Annotated in this window: 15 protein-coding genes and 1 pseudogene; all 16 read right to left on the bottom strand. The window is 70.8% G+C overall.

The window, feature by feature from the left end:
- Nucleotides 1–920, bottom strand: a 920-nt coding sequence (locus ON36_RS12460; RefSeq protein WP_043651711.1) for an esterase/lipase family protein, incomplete at its 3' end; no start/stop codon positions are given.
- A gap of 186 nt (nt 921–1,106) precedes the next feature.
- Nucleotides 1,107–1,823 carry a metal-dependent hydrolase gene (locus tag ON36_RS12465; RefSeq protein ID WP_043651712.1) on the bottom strand — a complete coding sequence of 239 codons (717 nt, stop codon included), beginning with the start codon at nt 1,821–1,823 and terminating at the stop codon, nt 1,107–1,109.
- 124 nt (nt 1,824–1,947) lie between these two features.
- Nucleotides 1,948–4,170, bottom strand: a complete 2,223-nt coding sequence (gene katG, locus ON36_RS12470) for a catalase/peroxidase HPI (protein ID WP_043651714.1) — start codon at nt 4,168–4,170, stop codon at nt 1,948–1,950.
- Between the two features lie 46 nt (nt 4,171–4,216).
- Entirely contained in the window at nt 4,217–4,648 is a 432-nt protein-coding gene (locus ON36_RS12475) for a Fur family transcriptional regulator (RefSeq protein WP_043651715.1), read from the bottom strand.
- A gap of 199 nt (nt 4,649–4,847) precedes the next feature.
- Nucleotides 4,848–5,168, bottom strand: a complete 321-nt coding sequence (locus ON36_RS12480) for a hypothetical protein (protein WP_043651717.1) — start codon at nt 5,166–5,168, stop codon at nt 4,848–4,850.
- A 56-nt stretch (nt 5,169–5,224) separates the two neighbouring features.
- Nucleotides 5,225–7,573, bottom strand: coding sequence for an ATP-binding cassette domain-containing protein (locus ON36_RS12485; RefSeq protein ID WP_043651718.1), 2,349 nt, complete (start codon nt 7,571–7,573; stop codon nt 5,225–5,227).
- A gap of 81 nt (nt 7,574–7,654) precedes the next feature.
- Nucleotides 7,655–8,065, bottom strand: a complete 411-nt coding sequence (locus tag ON36_RS12490) for a VOC family protein (RefSeq protein WP_043651720.1) — start codon at nt 8,063–8,065, stop codon at nt 7,655–7,657.
- 62 nt (nt 8,066–8,127) lie between these two features.
- A complete protein-coding gene (locus ON36_RS12495; RefSeq protein WP_043651722.1) occupies nt 8,128–8,556 on the bottom strand; it encodes a helix-turn-helix transcriptional regulator in 429 nt (142 codons plus the stop codon).
- Nucleotides 8,557–8,651: 95 nt separating this feature from the next.
- The gene (gene nuoN, locus ON36_RS12500; RefSeq protein ID WP_043651723.1) at nt 8,652–10,259 is read right to left on the bottom strand and encodes an NADH-quinone oxidoreductase subunit NuoN; all 1,608 of its coding nucleotides are present in this window, start codon (nt 10,257–10,259) and stop codon (nt 8,652–8,654) included.
- A 31-nt stretch (nt 10,260–10,290) separates the two neighbouring features.
- Complete coding sequence (locus ON36_RS12505; RefSeq protein ID WP_085999617.1) at nt 10,291–11,913, bottom strand: NADH-quinone oxidoreductase subunit M; 1,623 nt, start codon at nt 11,911–11,913, stop codon at nt 10,291–10,293.
- Nucleotides 11,910–13,796 (bottom strand): NADH-quinone oxidoreductase subunit L, encoded by a 1,887-nt coding sequence (nuoL, locus tag ON36_RS12510; protein WP_043651726.1) that lies wholly within the window; start codon nt 13,794–13,796, stop codon nt 11,910–11,912. The genes ON36_RS12505 and nuoL overlap by 4 nt, the downstream gene beginning before the upstream one ends.
- Nucleotide 13,797: 1 nt before the next feature.
- Nucleotides 13,798–14,097, bottom strand: a complete 300-nt coding sequence (gene nuoK / locus ON36_RS12515) for an NADH-quinone oxidoreductase subunit NuoK (RefSeq protein WP_043651728.1) — start codon at nt 14,095–14,097, stop codon at nt 13,798–13,800.
- Nucleotides 14,094–14,933: an NADH-quinone oxidoreductase subunit J gene (locus ON36_RS12520; protein ID WP_043651730.1), complete on the bottom strand. Its 840-nt coding sequence runs from the start codon at nt 14,931–14,933 to the stop codon at nt 14,094–14,096. Before ON36_RS12520 ends, nuoK begins: the two co-directional genes overlap by 4 nt.
- A complete protein-coding gene (nuoI, locus tag ON36_RS36120) occupies nt 14,930–15,490 on the bottom strand; it encodes an NADH-quinone oxidoreductase subunit NuoI (RefSeq protein ID WP_306306907.1) in 561 nt (186 codons plus the stop codon). Before nuoI ends, ON36_RS12520 begins: the two co-directional genes overlap by 4 nt.
- Nucleotides 15,473–16,714, bottom strand: a pseudogene (gene nuoH, locus ON36_RS12525) (NADH-quinone oxidoreductase subunit NuoH); the annotation flags it as partial. The gene nuoI and the pseudogene nuoH, both read right to left, overlap by 18 nt.
- On the bottom strand, nt 16,696–17,699 hold a 1,004-nt coding region (locus ON36_RS12530), incomplete at its 5' end, for a molybdopterin dinucleotide binding domain-containing protein (RefSeq protein ID WP_306306906.1). The gene ON36_RS12530 and the pseudogene nuoH, both read right to left, overlap by 19 nt.

A 17,699-nucleotide genomic window follows, 5' to 3' on the forward strand; every position in this document is an offset into this window, starting at 1 on the left:
TGTTCGAGCAGGGCCGCCTGGCGCAGGTCGCGGATGCCCGCGCTGCGCCTGCGCACCAGCGCGCTCAGCGGCGCCGTCTCCGGCAGCAGGTCGAGCGCGGCCGCGGCGTAGTGCGCGGTGCCCGCCAGCGGCGCCCCCGCGTGCGGGGAGCCGAGGCACACCAGGGTGCGCACGGGCCGCACCCAGGGCAGCCCCTCGACGGTGGCCTGGTGGCAGGCGCTGCGGGCGACCAGGCCGCCCATCGAGTGCCCGATCAGGGCGATCTCGCGCACGGGCACGGGCCAGCAGCTGACGAGCTTGTCCAGCAGGGTGCAGAGCTGGTCGGCGTTCTCGGAGATGTGCAGGCCGGTGTTGTAGCGCAGGTACACCGGGGTGAAGCCGAGGTCGTCGGCGAGCCGGTCGCCGTAGGGCGCGCGGCCGCCGAGGCGCCAGGCGTGTTCGGTCTCGGCCAGTCCGTGCAGGAACACCGCCAGCCTGCCGGTGGGGGAGGGGACGTGCCTGCTGAGCAGTTCCGCGGGCACCGGCTCGCCCGCGACCCGGACGGTCACGGGGGAGGCCAGGATCGGGCGTTCGTCGCGCAGTGTGTCTCCGATCAGGCCCTGGACGGCGGCGAGTACGCCCGCGCCCCAGACGGTGCGCGAGGGGACGGCGCGGCCCGGCACGGGCACGGCCGCCGCGATCTCGCCGACCGCGAAGCCGGTGCCGCCGACCGCGGCGTAGACGCCGTCGGTGATCGCGTCGTGCACGACCTTGACCGGGTCGGCGGCGGGCCCGACCCCCAGCCGGACCGCGGCGAACGCCCGATCGGAGATGGCTCGGTGGATGGCGGCGATGCCCTCGACCGCGCCGGTGAACTCGTCGCGGGCGAGCTGCGTGAGCGCCTGTACCTCGGCCTGGCGCTGGGAGAGCTGGTGGGTCACGACCCTGAGTGTACGACTGTGCACTGAGATCCGTGCCGCCTCGAGGAGAGTTCACAATCGGAAGTCGATACGTTGATATGCGCATCGAACTATGTAGACCGCCGCAGGAAAGGGGAATCCGGCTGCGCCGGAGGGCTCGGGAAGGGAGAGGGGAGGCGCGCCGGCGATCGGCGCGCCCGGCCCGGCTCAGGGTTGGTGGACGATGGCGTACCAGAGGGCGGCCATCGTTCCCAGGACGAACAGCGGGGAGATCACCCAGGTCTCGACCGCGTTGCCGGTGCGGTCGATCAGCGGGACGCGGGTGCGCAGGGGCAGCGGCCAGAACAACCGGCACCCGCGATCGGTCAGGCAGTCGCCGAGCAGGTGCGCCAGGCAGCCGAGTCCGACGCAGATCGGCAGCCAGGCCGGCTTGTCGACGATCCAGTGGTCGACGGCGAAGGTGCCCGCGGTGGCCAGCACGACCACCGTGCCGTAGGTCCGCAGGCTCTTGCCGGGCGGGCACAGGTGCAGCGAGCGCACCGCGAGCGCGAGCAGGAAGAAGACGAGCGCGAGGGTGAAGGGTCGGCCCAGCCAGTGCTCGCCCGCCCAGGTGGCCGTCACCGCCAGCACGACGAACAGCAGCGAGTGCGTGCCGTGCCGGTGCCCGCCCGACGCCCAGGAGATGAACCGGCAGGCGTGGTGCGAGATCGGGCCGAGCACATGGGAGATCGTGCCGCTGGGATGATCGGCGTCGGGCAGCAGCGCGGCGCCCGCGGTGAGCAGGGTGCCCATGAGCAGTTCCGCGATCCCGAATTGCGTTGTCTCCATGCGGAACAGTGGGAAGGTGGCGACGGTCAGCGGGAGCGCGGCGGCGGTCGCCGCCCACGCCATCGCGCCGCTCGTCGCGTGTGAATGTCCTAGCATCACAGGAACGTTAGAGGAGCCCGCCGACGCCGGACGTATGCCCAGTTCAGGGCGGGTGCCCGGGAGCGATCAAGATCGTCACGGCGCCCGCGCGCGAGGCACGGGCGCCGTGACGGCCGGTCGATCAGGCTGCCACGTCGTAGCGGTCCAGGTCGGTCACCTTGGCCCAGGCCCGCACGAAGTCGGCGACGAACTTCTCCGTCGCGTCGTCGGTGGCGTAGACCTCGGCCAGCGCCCGCAGCTGCGAGTTCGAACCGAAGACCAGGTCGACGCGGCTGCCGGTCCAGACCTGCTTGCCGCTGGCGCGGTCGGTGCCCTCGTAGGTGCCGTCGTTGGCCGGCGCGGGCGTCCACTTCGTGCTCATGTCGAGGAGGTTGACGAAGAAGTCGTTCGTCAGCACACCCGGCTTGTCGGTGAACACGCCCAGCTGCGAGTTGTCGTAGTTCGCGCCGAGAACCCGCAGGCCGCCGACCAGTACGGTCATCTCCGGCGCGCTCAGCGTGAGCAGGTTGGCCTTGTCCACGAGCAGGTATTCCGCGGGCACCGGCGCGGTCTTGCCGACGTAGTTGCGGAATCCGTCGGCGATCGGCTCCAGGTAGGCGAAGGACTCCACGTCGGTGTCCTCCTGGGTGGCATCGGTCCGGCCCGGGGTGAAGGGCACCTCGATGTCGTGACCGGCCGCCCTGGCCGCCTGCTCGATCGCCGCGGCGCCGCCGAGGACGACCAGGTCGGCGAAGGAGACCTTCTTGCCGCCCGCCTGGAACGCCTCCTGCACGCCCTCCAGCGCCCGGACGACCTCGGCGAGCTGGTCGGGGTTGTTGACCTCCCAGCTGCGCTGCGGCTCGAGCCGGATGCGGCCGCCGTTGGCGCCGCCGCGCTTGTCGCTGCCGCGGAAGGAGGACGCGGCGGCCCAGGCGGTCGAGACCAGCTGGGACACGGTCAGTCCCGTGCCGAGGATCTGCTGCTTGAGCGCGGCGATGTCGTCCGCGCCGATCAGCTCGTGGTCGACCGCGGGGACCGGGTCCTGCCACAGCAGCCGCTCGCTGGGGACGAGCGGGCCGAGGTAGCGCTGGATCGGGCCCATGTCGCGGTGGGTCAGCTTGAACCAGGCGCGGGCGAACGCGTCGGCCAGCTCCTCCGGGTGCTCGAGCCACCGGCGGGTGATCTTCCCGTAGGCGGGATCGAGCCGCATCGAGAGGTCGGTGGTGAGCATGGTCGGCGCGTGGGTCTTGCCCTCGATGTGCGCGTCGGGCACGGTGCCCGCGCCCGCCCCGTCCTTGGGCACCCACTGGTGCGCGCCCGCCGGGGACTTGCTCAGCTCCCACTCGTAGCCGTAGAGGATCTCGAGGAAGCTGTTGTCCCACTGGGTCGGGGTGTTGGTCCAGATGCCCTCCAGGCCGGAGGTGATCGCGTCCTTGCCGACACCGGTGCCGTAGCTGCTGCGCCAGCCGAGACCCTGCTCCTCGAGCGGGGCCGCCTCGGGCTCGGGGCCGACGTGGTCGGCCGGGCCCGCGCCGTGCGTCTTGCCGAAGGTGTGGCCGCCGACGATGAGCGCGGCGGTCTCCTCGTCGTTCATCGCCATCCGGCCGAAGGTGTCGCGGATGTCGAACGCCGCTGCGATGGGGTCCGGATTGCCGTTGGGACCTTCGGGATTGACGTAGATCAGGCCCATCTGGACCGCGGCGAGCGGGTTGTCGAGATCGCGCTTGCCGGTGTAGCGCTCGTCGCCGAGCCAGGTGGTCTCGGGGCCCCAGTACGTGTCGTCCTCGGGTTCCCAGGCGTCGACGCGCCCGCCGCCGAAGCCGAAGGTGCGGAAGCCCATGTTCTCCAGCGCGACGTTGCCGGTGTAGATCAGCAGGTCGGCCCACGACAGCGCCTTGCCGTACTTCTTCTTGACCGGCCACAGCAGGCGGCGGGCCTTGTCGAGGCTGGCGTTGTCGGGCCAGGAGTTCAGCGGGGCGAAGCGCTGCATGCCGGTGCCCGCGCCGCCGCGGCCGTCCTGCACGCGGTAGGTGCCCGCCGAGTGCCAGGCCATCCGGATGAAGAAGGGGCCGTAGTTGCCGAAGTCGGCGGGCCACCAGTCCTGGGAGTCGGTCAGGACCGCTTCGATGTCGCGCTTGACCTCGTCCAGGTCGAGGGTGGCGAAGGCGGCCGCGTAGTCGAAGTCGCCGCCGAAGGGGTTGGCGACATCCGGGTTCTGCTGCAGCAGTTTGAGGTTGAGCTGGTTGGGCCACCAGTCCGGTTCCCCGCCCCGTTCGGTGGGGTGCGGGAGGCGCCCTGCGCGGACCGGGCAGCCGCCGGCCTCGTCGCTCTGGGCTTCGCCGATGGGCGGGTGTTCCTCTGACACGGCGTTTCCTTTCGACTTGTTCTATCCGCCGCGGCCACGATCGTGGTCACGGCGCAGATGCGGTCCTGCACGCGGGGCAGGTTCCCCAGTAGATGACCTCGGCTTCGTCGATGGCGTAGTCGTGGCCGTCCGGGGCGGTGAGGCAAGGGGCTTCACCGACAGCGCAGTCGATGTCGGTGATGGACCCGCACGATCGGCACACCACGTGGTGGTGGTTGTCGCCGACGCGTGTCTCGTATCGCGCCACCGAACCCATCGGCTGGATGCGCCGGAGCAGTCCGGCGTTGGTGAGGGCTCGCAGTACGTCGTAGACCGCCTGATGCGACACGGTGCCGAGGGTCTGGCGGACCAGGCCGAGGATCGTGTCGGTGTCGGCGTGCGGGTGGTCGTGTACCGCGGTCAGCACGGCCACCCGGGGGGCGGTCACGCGCAGATCGGCCCCGCGAAGCTTGCTCTCGATCTCCGGGGGTGTAGGCACGGCAGCCAGTCTTGCCACTTTTCTTGAATTAGTCAAGTCTTTTCTGTGATCCGTTTCACTCCGACGCGGGCATGCTCTGGCGGGTGATCGCCGGGCCGGTCGGCGGACCGCCGCGCTCGTGTGGGGAGAGTCGCGGAGCGCACCGCTGCCGGGTGCCTCCACCGCCGGTCCCGGTGCCGCCCGGGTGACCTGGGAGGAACTAGTCCGTTTCGGGCGTTCCGGTGAGCTGATCCGCGGGGACGACGAAGACCCCGTTCCCCGCCGCATCGGTGACACCGTGCGCCAGTTCGACGGTCGCGACCGCGCGGCCGAGCGCGTCACGTTCGTCGTGCTGGACCACGCAGGCGAGGTCCAGGGGAAGGGGATGCGGTGTGCCGGGGTCCGGGGTGTGGACGGCCACCACCGGCCATTTGTCCGACACCGACGCGGTGCCGCCGTCCGCCAACGGAAACCGGATCGAGGCGACGAAGGGGAAGCAGTCGAAGTCGGTGTGGACGACCTCGGCCCGAAGATGACGCACCGCCGGATCGTAGGCCCGTCGCCGGGCGGCCGCGAGACGACCGCCCGGCGGTGGTGTCAAGCCCCCACGTACTGCGCGAGGTGCTCGCCGGTGAGGGTGGAGCGGTCGGCGATCAGCTGGGCGGGGGTGCCCTCGAAGACGATCCGGCCGCCGTCGTGGCCGGCGCCGGGGCCGAGGTCGATGATCCAGTCGGCGTGGGCCATCACGGCCTGGTGGTGCTCGATGACGATCACCGACTTGCCGGACTCGACGAGGCGGTCCAGCAGGCCGAGGAGGTTCTCGACGTCGGCCAGGTGCAGGCCGGTGGTCGGCTCGTCGAGGACGTAGATGTCGCCCTTCTCGGCCATGTTGGTGGCCAGCTTCAGCCGCTGCCGTTCGCCGCCCGACAGGGTGGTCAGCGGCTGGCCGAGGCTGATGTAACCCAGGCCGACGTCGACCAGCCGCTCCAGGATCTTGTGCGCGGCGGGCGTTTTCGCGGGGCCCTCGGCGAAGAACTCCGCCGCCTCGACCGCCGGCATGGCCAGCACCTCGCTGATGTCCCGGCCGCCGAGCGTGTACTCGAGGACCGCGGGCTGGAACCGCTTGCCCTCGCACTCCTCGCAGACGGTGGTCACGCTCGCCATGACCCCGAGGTCGGTGTAGATGACACCCGCGCCGTTGCAGTTCGGGCACGCGCCCTCGGAGTTGGCGCTGAACAGCGCGGGCTTGACGCCGTTCTCCTTGGCGAATGCCTTGCGGATCGGCTCCAGCAGGCCGGTGTAGGTGGCCGGGTTGCTGCGCCGCGACCCGCGGATCGCGGACTGGTCGACGGTGACCACCCCGGCCGAGGACGGGATGGAGCCGTGGATCAGCGAGCTCTTGCCGGACCCGGCCACCCCGGTCACCACGGTGAGGACCCCGAGCGGGATGTCGACGTCCACGTCGCGCAGGTTGTGCGAATTCGCGCCGCGCACTTCCAGTTTCCCGGTGGGGGTCCGCACGACGTCCTTGACCTTGGCGCGGTCGTCGAGGTGGCGTCCGGTGAGGGTGTCGGCGGCGCGCAGGCCGTCGACGGTGCCCTCGAAGCAGATCGTGCCGCCCGCGGAGCCCGCGCCGGGGCCCAGGTCGACGATGTGGTCGGCGATGGCGATGGTCTCGGGCTTGTGCTCGACGACCAGCACCGTGTTGCCCTTGTCGCGCAGCCGGCGCAGCAGCTCGTTCATCTTCTCGATGTCGTGCGGGTGCAGGCCGACGGTCGGTTCGTCGAAGACGTAGGTGACATCGGTCAGCGCCGAACCGAGGTGCCGGATCATCTTGGTGCGCTGCGCCTCACCGCCGGAGAGCGTGCCCGAGGGGCGGTCGAGGGACAGGTAGCCGAGGCCGATCTCCACGAACGCGTCCAGCGCGCCCTGCAGGTTCACCAGCAGCGGCGCCACCGACGGTTCGTCGAGGCCGCGAACCCACTCGGCGAGGTCGCTGATCTGCATGGCGCACGCGTCGGCGATGCTGATCCCGGCGATCTTCGACGAGCGCGCCTCGGCGCTGAGCCGGGTGCCGCCGCACTCCGGGCACGGCGCGAACGCGACCGCCCGGTCGACGAAGGCGCGGATGTGCGGCTGCATCGCCTCTCGGTCCTTGGACAGGAACGACTTCTGCACGCGCGGAACGAGACCCTCGTAGGTCAGGTTGATGTTGTTGACCTTGACCTTGGTCGGTTCCTTGTAGAGGAAGTCCGCGAGCTCCTTCTTGGTGTACTTGCGGATCGGCTTGTCGGGGTCGAGGAAACCCGACTCGGCGTAGATGCGGACCATCCAGCCGTCGCCCTTGTAGCCGGGGATGGTGATGGCGCCCTCGTTGAGCGACTTCGTGTCGTCGTAGAGCTGCGCGAGATCGATGTCGCTGACGTTGCCCATGCCCTCGCAGCGCGGACACATGCCGCCCAGGATGGAGAAGCTGCGCTTCTCCTTCTTGCCGCTCGACAGCGTCACCGCGCCTGCGCCCGACACCGACGGCACGTTGAACGCGTACGCCTGCGGCGAGCCGATGTGCGGGTCGCCCAGCTTGCTGAACAGGATGCGGAGCATGGCGTTGGAGTCGGTGGCGGTGCCGACCGTGGAGCGCGAATTGGCGCCCATCCGTTCCTGATCGACGATGATCGCCGTCGTCAGCCCGTCGAGGACGTCGACGTCGGGACGCGACATCGAGGGCATGAATCCCTGCACGAACGAGCTGTAGGTCTCGTTGATCATGCGCTGGGATTCGGCGGCGATCGTGCCGAACACCAGCGAGCTCTTGCCCGAGCCGGACACGCCGGTGAACACCGTCAACCGGCGCTTGGGGATCTCCACGCTGACATCGCGCAGGTTGTTCTCCCGCGCACCCTGGACGCGGATCAGGTCGTGGCTGTCGGCTGCGTGCGTGCTCATGATTCTCCCTGTGGTGGCGCGGTCCGGCCGCGGTGGGCGCTCTTCATCCAAGCAGCCGGCACCGACGTCGTCACCGGACGGTCAGCGGCTTTCCTGGATTCGGACGAGGTTGCCCGCGGGGTCGCGGAAGGCGCAGTCGCGCACCCCGTAGGGCTGGTCGGTCGGCTCCTGCACGACCTCGCCGCCCGCGGCCACGATCTTGTCGAAGGTGGCGTCGAGATCGGGGGCGGCCAGCAACACCGCGGCGTAGGTGCCCTTGGCCATCATCTCGGCCACCACCCGCCGCTCGTCCTCGGTGATGCCGGGATCGACGGCCGGCGGGTGCAGGACGATGTTGACGTCGGGCTGGCCGGCCGGGCCGACGGTGAGCCAGCGCAGGCCGTTGTAGCCGACGTCCTTGCGCAGCTCGAAGCCGAGGGTGTCGCGGTAAAAGGTGAGGGCGGCTTCCGGGTCGTCCTGGGGCAGGAAGCTGGAGTGAATGCTGATGTTCATGGACCTCAGGCTAGTAGCGGGCAACCGGGGGTCGCTTCTCGATTCCTGACCGGTGTCGCCGATCAGCCGCGCCGCCCCGGCGGGGTCCGCAGCGGCCGGGTGACCTGCTTCTCCACACACGACGGCATGCCCTCGGTCACCGCGGCCTGCTCCTGCTTGTAGACGCTCGGCGGTACGCCGACCAGCTCGGCGAATCGTGTGGAGAACGTCCCCAGCGACTGGCATCCGACGGCGAAGCACACCTCGGTCACGCTCAGATCCCCGCGCCGCAGCAGCGCCATCGCCCGCTCGATCCGCCGCGTCATGAGGTAGCCGTAGACCGACTCCCCGTAGGCGGCCTTGAACTGCCTGCTCAGGTGTCCGGCCGACATGTGCGCGTCGCGCGCCAGCTCCTCGACGTTCAACGGCTGCGCGTACTCCCGGTCGATTCGGTCCCGCACCCGCCGCAACCGCCGCAGGTCCTGCAGCTGCGCCTTCGGAGAACCACTCACCGTTCGATCGTCCCACGGCCGCCGCCGACGCCGATGCCCGGACACACCGCGGGCCGCCCGACCCGAGGGTCGGACGGCCCGGGTCCGGCGACCGCTCAGCGCACGAAGACCGCCGCGTTCCCGGCGAGGTCGAGCAGCGGCTGGGGGAACACGCCGAGCACCACCGTCGCCGCCGCGCACACCCCGATGACGACGACGGTGCCGATCGGGGCGGACGCCGTCGGCGCGTCGGCGGGTGGGTCGGTGAAGAACATCAGCACGATCACCCGGACGTAGAAGAACGCGGCGATGGCGCTGCAGAGGACGCCGACCACGACGAGGGGGGTGTACCCAGCACCCGCGGCGGCGGCGAACACCGCGAACTTGGCGACGAAACCACTGGTCAGCGGGAGACCCGCGAAGGAGAGCAGGAGCAGGGCGAAGACGCCGGCCAGGACGGGGGAGCGGCGGCCGAGACCCGCCCAGCGCGACAACGCGGTCGCCTCGATCCCGTCCCCGTCGCGCACGAGGGTCACCACCGCGAAGGCGCCGACCGTGCCGAAACCGTAGGCGGCGAGGTAGAACAGCACCGCGGCGGTGCCGTCGGCATCCGCCGCGCACAGGCCGACCAGCAGGAAACCGGCGTGCGCGATGGAGGAGTAGGCCAGCATGCGCTTCACGTCGGTCTGGGTGACGGCCATGATCGCGCCGAGCACCATGGTCGCCACCGCGATCGCCGCCAGGACCGGCCGCCAGTCGCCGGCCAGCGACGGGACCGCCACCTGCAGCACCCGCAGCAGCGCGCCGACCGCGGCGATCTTGGTCGCCGCCGACATGAACGCCGTCACCGGGGTCGGTGCCCCCTGGTACACGTCGGGCACCCACGACTGGAACGGCACCGCGCCGACCTTGAACAGCAGCCCCACCGCCAGCATCGCGACACCCAGCAGGGCGAACGTCGCGTCACCGGGGCGGCTGTCGAGCGACGCGGCGATGCCGGGCAGGGACACCGTGCCCGCCTGCCCGTACAGCAGCGCGACGCCGTAGAGAAAGAACGCCGACGAGAACGCCCCGAGCAGGAAGTACTTCAGCGCCGCTTCCTGCGACATGAGCCGCCGGTGCCGCGCCAGCCCGCACAGCAGATACAGCGGCAGCGACAGCACCTCCAGCGCGACGAACATGGTCAGCAGGTCGTTCGAGGCGGGGAACAGCAGCATGCCGCCGATGGCGAGCATGGTCAACGGGAACACCTCGGTGGTCGCGATGCCCGACCGCGCGGCCTCGGCTTCCTGCGCGCTGCCCGGTACCGCCGAGGCCTGCGGGGTGAACGCGTCCAGGCCGAGATCCAGGGTGGCCGCCGCCCGGCTCCACGTGCCCGGGCCGGATCGTGCGCGTGGCACCGCCCTCCGCTCGGCCATGAGCAGCAGCCCCAGCAGCGACACGACCAGGATCGCGCCCTGCAGGAACAGGGTCACCCCGTCGACGGCGACGGCCCCGATCACCGCGGTGGCCTCGGTCCCGCGCAGCGCGACCACCGCGACGAACGCCGCGCCGACCCCCGCGAGGGCGAGCCCGACCTGCAGCGGGAACCGGAGGCGCCGGGGCGCGAACGCCTCGACCAGGACCCCGATCACCGCCGCCCCGAAGACCAGGAGCATGGGGGTGAGCAGGTGGTATTCGATGCTCGGCGCGGGCGCCGTCGCGGCGTGGATGTCGATACTCACTCGGGCCGTCCTCGGTGCGGAAGTGGGGGCACTAGCGGTGACCGGTGCCGGGGGTGGTGACCGCGCCCGCTTCCGGGGCGGGCACCTTCGGCGCCGGATCCTGCTTGCCGATGGTGGACAGGGTCTGGCTCACCGCCGGATTCACCAGGTCCAGTACCGGTTTGGGGTACAGGCCGAGGAAGACCAGCGCGGCGAGCAGCGGGACGACGACGGCGAGTTCGCGCGGGACGAGGTCGCGCACGTGCTCGTTGCCCTGCTTCAGCGGGCCGGTCATCATCCGCTGATAGAGCCACAGCACGTAGATCGCGGCCAGCACCAGGCCGGTCGCCGCGATCACCGCCGCCACCTGGTAACGGCTGAAGGTGCCGATGAGGACGAGGAACTCGCTGACGAAGGGCGCGAGCCCCGGCAGCGACAACGTGGCCAGCCCGGCGACGAAGAACGATCCCGCGAGCACCGGCGCGACCTTCTGCACGCCGCCGAAATCGTCGATCATCCTGGTACCGCGCCGCGACACCAGGAATCCCGCGACCAGGAACAGCGCCGCCGTGGACAGCCCGTGGTTGACCATGTAGAGCGTCGCGCCCGACTGCCCCTGGGTGGTCATGGCGAAGATGCCGAGGATGATGAACCCGAAGTGCGAGATCGAGGTGTAGGCGATCAGGCGCATCACGTCGGTCTGCCCGATCGCCAGCAGCGCCCCGTAGACGATGCCGATCACCGCGAGCGTGATCACCAGGGGTGCGTAGGTGCTCGCCGCGGCGGGGAACAGCAGCAGGCAGTAGCGCAGCATGCCGAAGGTGCCGACCTTGTCGACGACCGCCATCATCAGTACCGCGCCGGCCGGGGTGGCCGAGACGGCCGCGTCGGGCAGCCAGGTGTGCAGCGGCCACAGCGGCGCCTTCACCGCGAAGGCGAACAGGAAACCGAGGAACAGCGCGTTGAGCAGCGCGGCGCTGCCCCCGAGCTGACCGGTCGACACGGCCTCGACGATCGCGCGCAGGTCGAAGGTGCCCGCGCCGTCGGCACCCAGATCGGCCCGCGCGGTGAGCACGTACAGCCCGATCACCGCCGCGAGCATGATCAGCCCGCCGAACAGGTTGTAGAGCAGGAACTTCACCGCCGCCCGCGAGCGGCGCGCCCGTACCGCGGGATCGTCCGAGCGTGCCCCGAAGCCGCCGATGAGGAAGTACATCGGGATGAGCATGGCCTCGAAGAAGATGTAGAACAGCAGGATGTCGAGGGCGACGAAGGAGACCAGCACCATCGACTCGACCAGCAGCATGAGCGCCATGTAGGTGTGCGCGGTGCGTGGGCCGCCCGCGGTCTGTTCGTCGTCGCGCCAGCCGGCCAGCAGCAGCAGCGGCACGAGGACCGCGGTCAGCAGGACGAGCGCCGCGGCGATGCCGTCGAGACCGAGGGTGTAGCCGACGCCGAAAGCCGGTATCCACTCGTGGGATTCGACGAACTGGAACTGGTCGGCGCCCGGCTGGAACCGGACGACCAGCACCACCGCGAGTACGAGGACGCCGAGCGAGACCGCGAGGGCGAGGCCCCGCGCGATCGTCCGCGCGCCGGCGGGAACAAGGAGGACCGCCGCGGCGCCGATCGCGGGCGCCAGCCAGAGTGTGCTCAGCCAGGGGAATGCGTTCACCAGATCCTCACCGCCAGCAGGGCAGCGGCCACCAGGGCCGCGCCGGTGAACATGGACAGCGCGTAGGAGCGCACGAAACCGGTCTGCACCCGGCGCAGCCGGGCCGACAGGCCGCCGATTCCGGCGGCGGTGCCGTTGACGATGCCGTCCACCCCGCGCGAGTCGAGGAACACCAGCGCACGGGTGAGGTGGCGGCCGGGCCGCATGAACAGCGTCTCGTTGACGGCGTCGCCGTAGAGGTCGCGGCGGGCCGCCGTGGTCAGCGGGGAGACGTGCTCGGGAGCCGTCTCCGGGACCGGGTTCTCGACGTACCGCGAGTAGGCGTAGGCGATTCCGGCGACCACCACGGTCAGCGCCAGCCCGGTGATCACGATGGGCGGCACGACGGGTTCGGCGTGGTGGGAGCCGACCACCGGGGCCAGCCAGTTCTGCAGCGAGGACCCCCAGACGAACAGCCCGCCCGCGGCGACCGATCCCAGCGCCAGCAGGATCATCGGGCCGGTCATGGTCGGCGGCGCCTCGTGCGGGTGGGTGTCGGGTTTCCAGCGGGGTTCGCCGAAGAACGTCAGCACCATGACCCGGGTCATGTAGAACGCGGTCAGGCCCGCGCCGGTCAGGGTGATCGCGCCGAGCAGGATGCCCAGCCCGCCGCCCTGGTCGAAGGCCGTCTCGATGATCTTGTCCTTGGAGAAGAACCCCGACAGCGGCGGCACCCCGATGATCGCCAGGTAGCCGAGCCCGAAGGTGACGTAGGTGATCGGCAGGAACTTCCGGAGGCCCCCGTAGCGGCGCATGTCGGTCTCGTCGTCCATCGCGTGCATGACCGAGCCGGCGCCGAGGAACAGCCCGGCCTTGAAGAATCCGTGGGTGAGCAGGTGCATGATCGCGATCGCGTAACCGGCGGGCCCGAATCCGACGGCCAGGATCATGTAGCCGATCTGGCTCATGGTCGAGGCGGCCAGCGCCTTCTTGATGTCGTCCTTCGCGCAGCCGATGATCGCGCCGAACAGCAGCGTGATCGCGCCGACCGCCATGACCGCGGTGCGCGCGCCCGGCGCGAGATCGTAGAGGGGGTTGGAGCGGGCGATGAGGTAGACGCCCGCGGTCACCATGGTCGCGGCGTGGATGAGCGCCGAGACCGGGGTGGGGCCCTCCATGGCGTCCCCGAGCCAGGACTGCAGCGGCACCTGCGCGGACTTGCCGCAGGCGGCGAGCAGCAGCAACAGGCCGATGACGGTCAGCGTGCCCTCGCTCGCGCCCGGTGCCGCCGCGAAGACGGTGCGGAAATCCAGGGATCCGAAGGTGCTGAACAGCGTCATCATGCCGATCGCCAGGCCCAGATCGCCGACGCGGTTGACGATGAACGCCTTCTTGGCCGCGGTCGCCGCCGACGGTTTGGCGTACCAGAACCCGATCAGCAGGTAGGAGGCCAGGCCGACGCCCTCCCAGCCGAGGAACAGCACGGCGTAGTTGTCGGCGAGGACGAGCACGAGCATGGCGGCCAGGAACAGGTTGAGGTAGGCGAAGAACCGCCGCCGGTCCGGGTCGTGGCTCATGTAGCCGAGGGAATACACGTGGATCAGCGACCCGACGCCGGTGATCAGCAGCGCGAAGCAGATCGAGAGCTGATCGAGCTGGAAGGCGAAGGCCACCTGCAGATCCCCGGCGGGGATCCACCGGAACGCCTCGGCGTGCAGTGCCCGGTCGGCGTCGGCGCGGCCGACCATGGCGAAGAACGCCGCCACCGCGACGGCGAAGGAGGCGAGGGCGGCCCCGGTCGCGAGGTAGTGGCCCCAGCGGTCGGCGAGCCGGCCCGTCAGCAGCAGGAAGGCGGCCCCGGCCAGCGGCAGGAGCGGCAGCAGCCACATCGATGCGGTACCCATGTCAGAACCGCAGCAGGTTGGCGTCGTCGACCGAGGTCGACCGGCGGGCGCGGAAGATCGTCATGATGATCGCCAGGCCGACCACCACCTCGGCGGCGGCGACCACCATCGTGAAGAAGGCGATCACCTGCCCGTCGAGGTTGCCGTTGAGGCGGGCGAAGGTCACGAACGCCAGATTCACCGCGTTGAGCATCAGCTCCACGCACATGAACACCACGATGGCGTTGCGGCGCAACAGCACTCCCGCGGCGCCGATGGTGAACAGCAGCGCGGACAGGAACAGGTAGTTCTCGGGGTTCACCGGTCGCCTTCCTGTGTGAGTTCGGACGCCCCGCCGGTGGAGTCGCTGCCACCGGGCCGGGAACCCGCGGCGCCGGCCGCCACGAAGGCGGCGCGGTTGCGGCGGTGCCGCAGGATCGTGGACACGGATTCCTCGGCGAAGGATCCGTCGGGCAGCTTCGCCGGCACGTCGACCGCGTTGTGGCGGGCGTAAACACCGGGGGTCGGCAGCGGAGTCGCCCGTTCGCCGGGCGTGCGGAACCGGTCGCGCGACATCTCCCGCTGCCCGCGCCGCCTCCCGGACGGCTCGCGGTGCGCGAGCACCATCGCCCCGATGGTGGCGGTGATGAGCAGCGCGCCGGTGAGTTCGAAGGCCCACACGTACTTCAGGAAGATCAGCTCGGCCAGCTCCCCGATGACGTCGCGCCCGCCGAACCCGCGCCCGGCGAAGGAGACCCCGCTGTCGCGCATGCCCGCGCCGATCCCGCCGACGAGCAGGAACCCGAAGCCGACACCGACCAGCGCGGCCGTGATCCGCTGTCCGCGCAGGGTTTCCCGCAGCGATTCCGCGGAGTCGACGCCGACGAGCATGAGCACGAACAGGAACAGCATCATGACCGCGCCCGTGTAGACGACGATCTGCACGACGCCGAGGAAGAGCGCGTCCTGGGCGATGTAGAACACGGCGAGGGTGATCATGGTGGCCGCCAGGCAGAGCGCCGAGTGCACCGCCTTGGCGGCGGTCACCATGCCCAGCGCGCCGAGGACCGCCAACGGTGCCAGCACCCAGAACAGCACGGCCTCGCCGGTGGAGGCGCGGGCCACCGGTTCGGCGGCCAGCAGCAGGTCGGGACTCATCGCAGCGCTCCTTCCCCGTCGGGCGCCTGCACCCGGCCGAGGTAGTAGTCGGCGGCGTCGGTGCCCGGCGCCATGGCGTGCGGCGGGGCGACCATGCCGTCGGCGAGCGGGGCGAGCAGCCGGTCCTTCTCGTAGATGAGGTCGGCCCGGTTGTCGTCGGTGAGCTCGTATTCGTTGGTCATGGTCAGTGCCCGCGTGGGGCAGGCCTCGATGCACAGGCCGCAGCCGATGCAGCGCAGGTAGTTGATCTGGTAGACCCGCCCGTACCGCTCACCGGGGGAGAAGCGCTCCTCCTCGGTGTTGTCGGCGCCTTCGACGAAGATCGCGTCCGCCGGGCACGCCCACGCGCACAGCTCGCAGCCGATGCACTTCTCCAGCCCGTCCTCGTAGCGGTTGAGCTGGTGCCGTCCGTGGTAGCGCGGCGCGGTCGGCACCTTCTGTTCCGGATAGAACTCGGTGTTGGGCTTCTTGAACATGGTCGCCGCGGTGACCGCGAACCCGGCGAGCGGGTCGAGCAGGTTGCCGCGCTCCTCCTCGGCAGCCGGTCGTGGCGGCATCGGCGGCGTCGGGAAGCCGAGGAACACGGCGGTTTTCGCGGACGGCGGCGGCGCGGGCTCGGGCAGCGGTGCGAGTCCGCGCGCGTGCCCGGCCCGCAGGAACATCCCGATCATGCCCGCGGTGATGACCAGCCCGACGAGGACCAGGATCGGAGTCTGGGCCACCACGCCCTCGAGATCGAGGATCCGGGCGGTCGCCACGATCATCACCCACAGCAGCGAGACCGGGATGAGGAGCTTCCAGCCCAGGTTCATGAACTGGTCGTAGCGCAGCCGGGGCAGGGTGCCGCGCAGCCAGACGAAGACGAACAGGAACGTCCACACCTTGGCGGTGAACCAGAGCAGCGGCCACCAGCCGGAGTTGGCGCCCTCCCAGAGGTTGATCGGGAACGGCGCCCGCCATCCGCCGAGGAACAGCGTGGTCGCCAGCGCCGACACCGTCGCCATGTTGACGTACTCGGCCAGCATGAACATGGCGAACTTGAGCGAGGAGTATTCGGTGTGGAAGCCGCCGACGAGTTCGCCCTCGGCCTCGGGCAGGTCGAACGGGGCGCGGTTGGTCTCGCCGACCATGGCCACGCAGTAGATCAGGAACGACGGCAGCAGCAGGAAGGCGTACCAGGTGGGGGACTGGGCCGCGACGATCCCGGAGGTCGCCATGGTGCCCGAGAGCAGGAACACCGTGGCGAAGGTCAGCGCCATGGCGATCTCGTAGGAGATGACCTGCGCGGTCGAGCGGAGGCCGCCCAGCAGTGGGTAGGTCGAGCCCGAGGACCAGCCGGCCAGCACGATGCCGTACACCCCGATGGAGGTGATGGCCAGGATGTAGAGAACCCCCACCGGCATGTCGGTCAGCTGGAGCGCCGTGTGCTGCCCGAAGATCGACACCTCGGGCCCGAACGGGATCACCGCGAAGGCCATGAACGCCGGGATCACCGAGATGATCGGTGCCAGAACGAAGATCGGCTTGTCCACGATCGCCGGGATGATGTCCTCCTTGAGGGCCATCTTCACGCCGTCGGCCACCGATTGCAGCGATCCCTTGGGGCCCACCCGGTTCGGGCCGACCCGCATCTGCATCCAGGCCACGACCTTGCGCTCGGCGAACACCGCGACCAGGGGGATCATCAGCAGGTAGACGAAGACGGCCAGCGCCTTGCCGACGACCAGCCACAGCGGGTCGTGACCGAACAGCGACAGGTCGGTCACCGCGAGCTCACGCATGATCGTTCCTCTCCGGTGCGCGACACAGCGCGACCAGCGCTCCTGGCGCCACGCCGAGCGCGGCCCCGACGGTGCTTGCCCGCCGAGTGCAGCGGCAGCCACACCACCCGGTCGGGCATGGCGGTGATCCGCAGCGGCAGGGTGATCTCCCCGCGCGCGGTGGACACGGTCACCGGATCGTCCTCGCCCGCGCCGATCTCGGCGGCCGTCGCGGGCGAGAGCCGCAGGACCGCGGGCCGGGCGATCCCGGCCAGATTCGGCTCCCCGTCCTGCATGCGGCCCAGATCGAGCAGCATCCGCCAGCCGGCCAGCACCGCCTGACCCGGGCCCGGCCGAACGGCCTGCTCGGCGGGCACCTGCGGGTGCGGGGCGGGCGTGCCCTGCCACACGCCGAGCGCGTCGAGTTCGGCGCGGGCCGCGGCGGCGTCGGGAAGCCCGAGCGGCGTGTGCAATTCGTCGGCCAGGGCGGCGAGGACCCGCAGGTCCGACAGCGGCGCGGCGACGCGGCGCGTGGTGTCCAGCGGCGCGGCCGCGAACGGCCGGGCCCGGCCCTCCCAGGTGCGGAAGGTGCCGGACTTCTCCAGCACCGACGCCACGGGGAAGACGACGTCGGCGCGCTCGGTGACGGCGCTGTGCCGCAACTCCAGGCTGACCACGAACCGGGCGACATCGATGGCCGCCAGCGCCGTGGCGGGATCGGGCATGTCCGCCGGGTCGACGCCGCCGATGATCAGCGCGCCCGGCCCGGACCCCGGGGTGAGGATGGCCTGCGCGTCGCGCCCGACGGTGACCGGCAGTTCCGCCGCGTTCCACACGCCGCGCACCTGCTGCCGCGCCTGCGGATCCACCACGGGACGTCCGCCGGGCAGCAGGCCGGGCAGGGCGCCTGCCTCGACCGCGCCCCGCTCGCCCGCGCGTCGCGGCACCCAGGCCACCGCCGGCGCCCGCCGCGGTGGCCAGTCGCAGCACCGCGGTGAGCGCGCCC

Source organism: Nocardia thailandica NBRC 100428 (assembly GCF_000308795.1).
GTDB lineage: Bacteria > Actinomycetota > Actinomycetes > Mycobacteriales > Mycobacteriaceae > Nocardia > Nocardia thailandica.

Coding starts and splice junctions, on each gene's coding strand:
- ON36_RS12490 (WP_043651720.1), bottom strand. CDS start 8,065: ATGAACATCAGCATTCACTCCAGCTTCCTGCCCCAGGACGACCCGGAA.
- nuoI (WP_306306907.1), bottom strand. CDS start 15,490: ATGCCGCCACGACCGGCTGCCGAGGAGGAGCGCGGCAACCTGCTCGAC.
- ON36_RS12485 (WP_043651718.1), bottom strand. CDS start 7,573: ATGAGCACGCACGCAGCCGACAGCCACGACCTGATCCGCGTCCAGGGT.
- ON36_RS12520 (WP_043651730.1), bottom strand. CDS start 14,933: ATGAGTCCCGACCTGCTGCTGGCCGCCGAACCGGTGGCCCGCGCCTCC.
- nuoL (WP_043651726.1), bottom strand. CDS start 13,796: ATGGGTACCGCATCGATGTGGCTGCTGCCGCTCCTGCCGCTGGCCGGG.
- ON36_RS12465 (WP_043651712.1), bottom strand. CDS start 1,823: ATGCTAGGACATTCACACGCGACGAGCGGCGCGATGGCGTGGGCGGCG.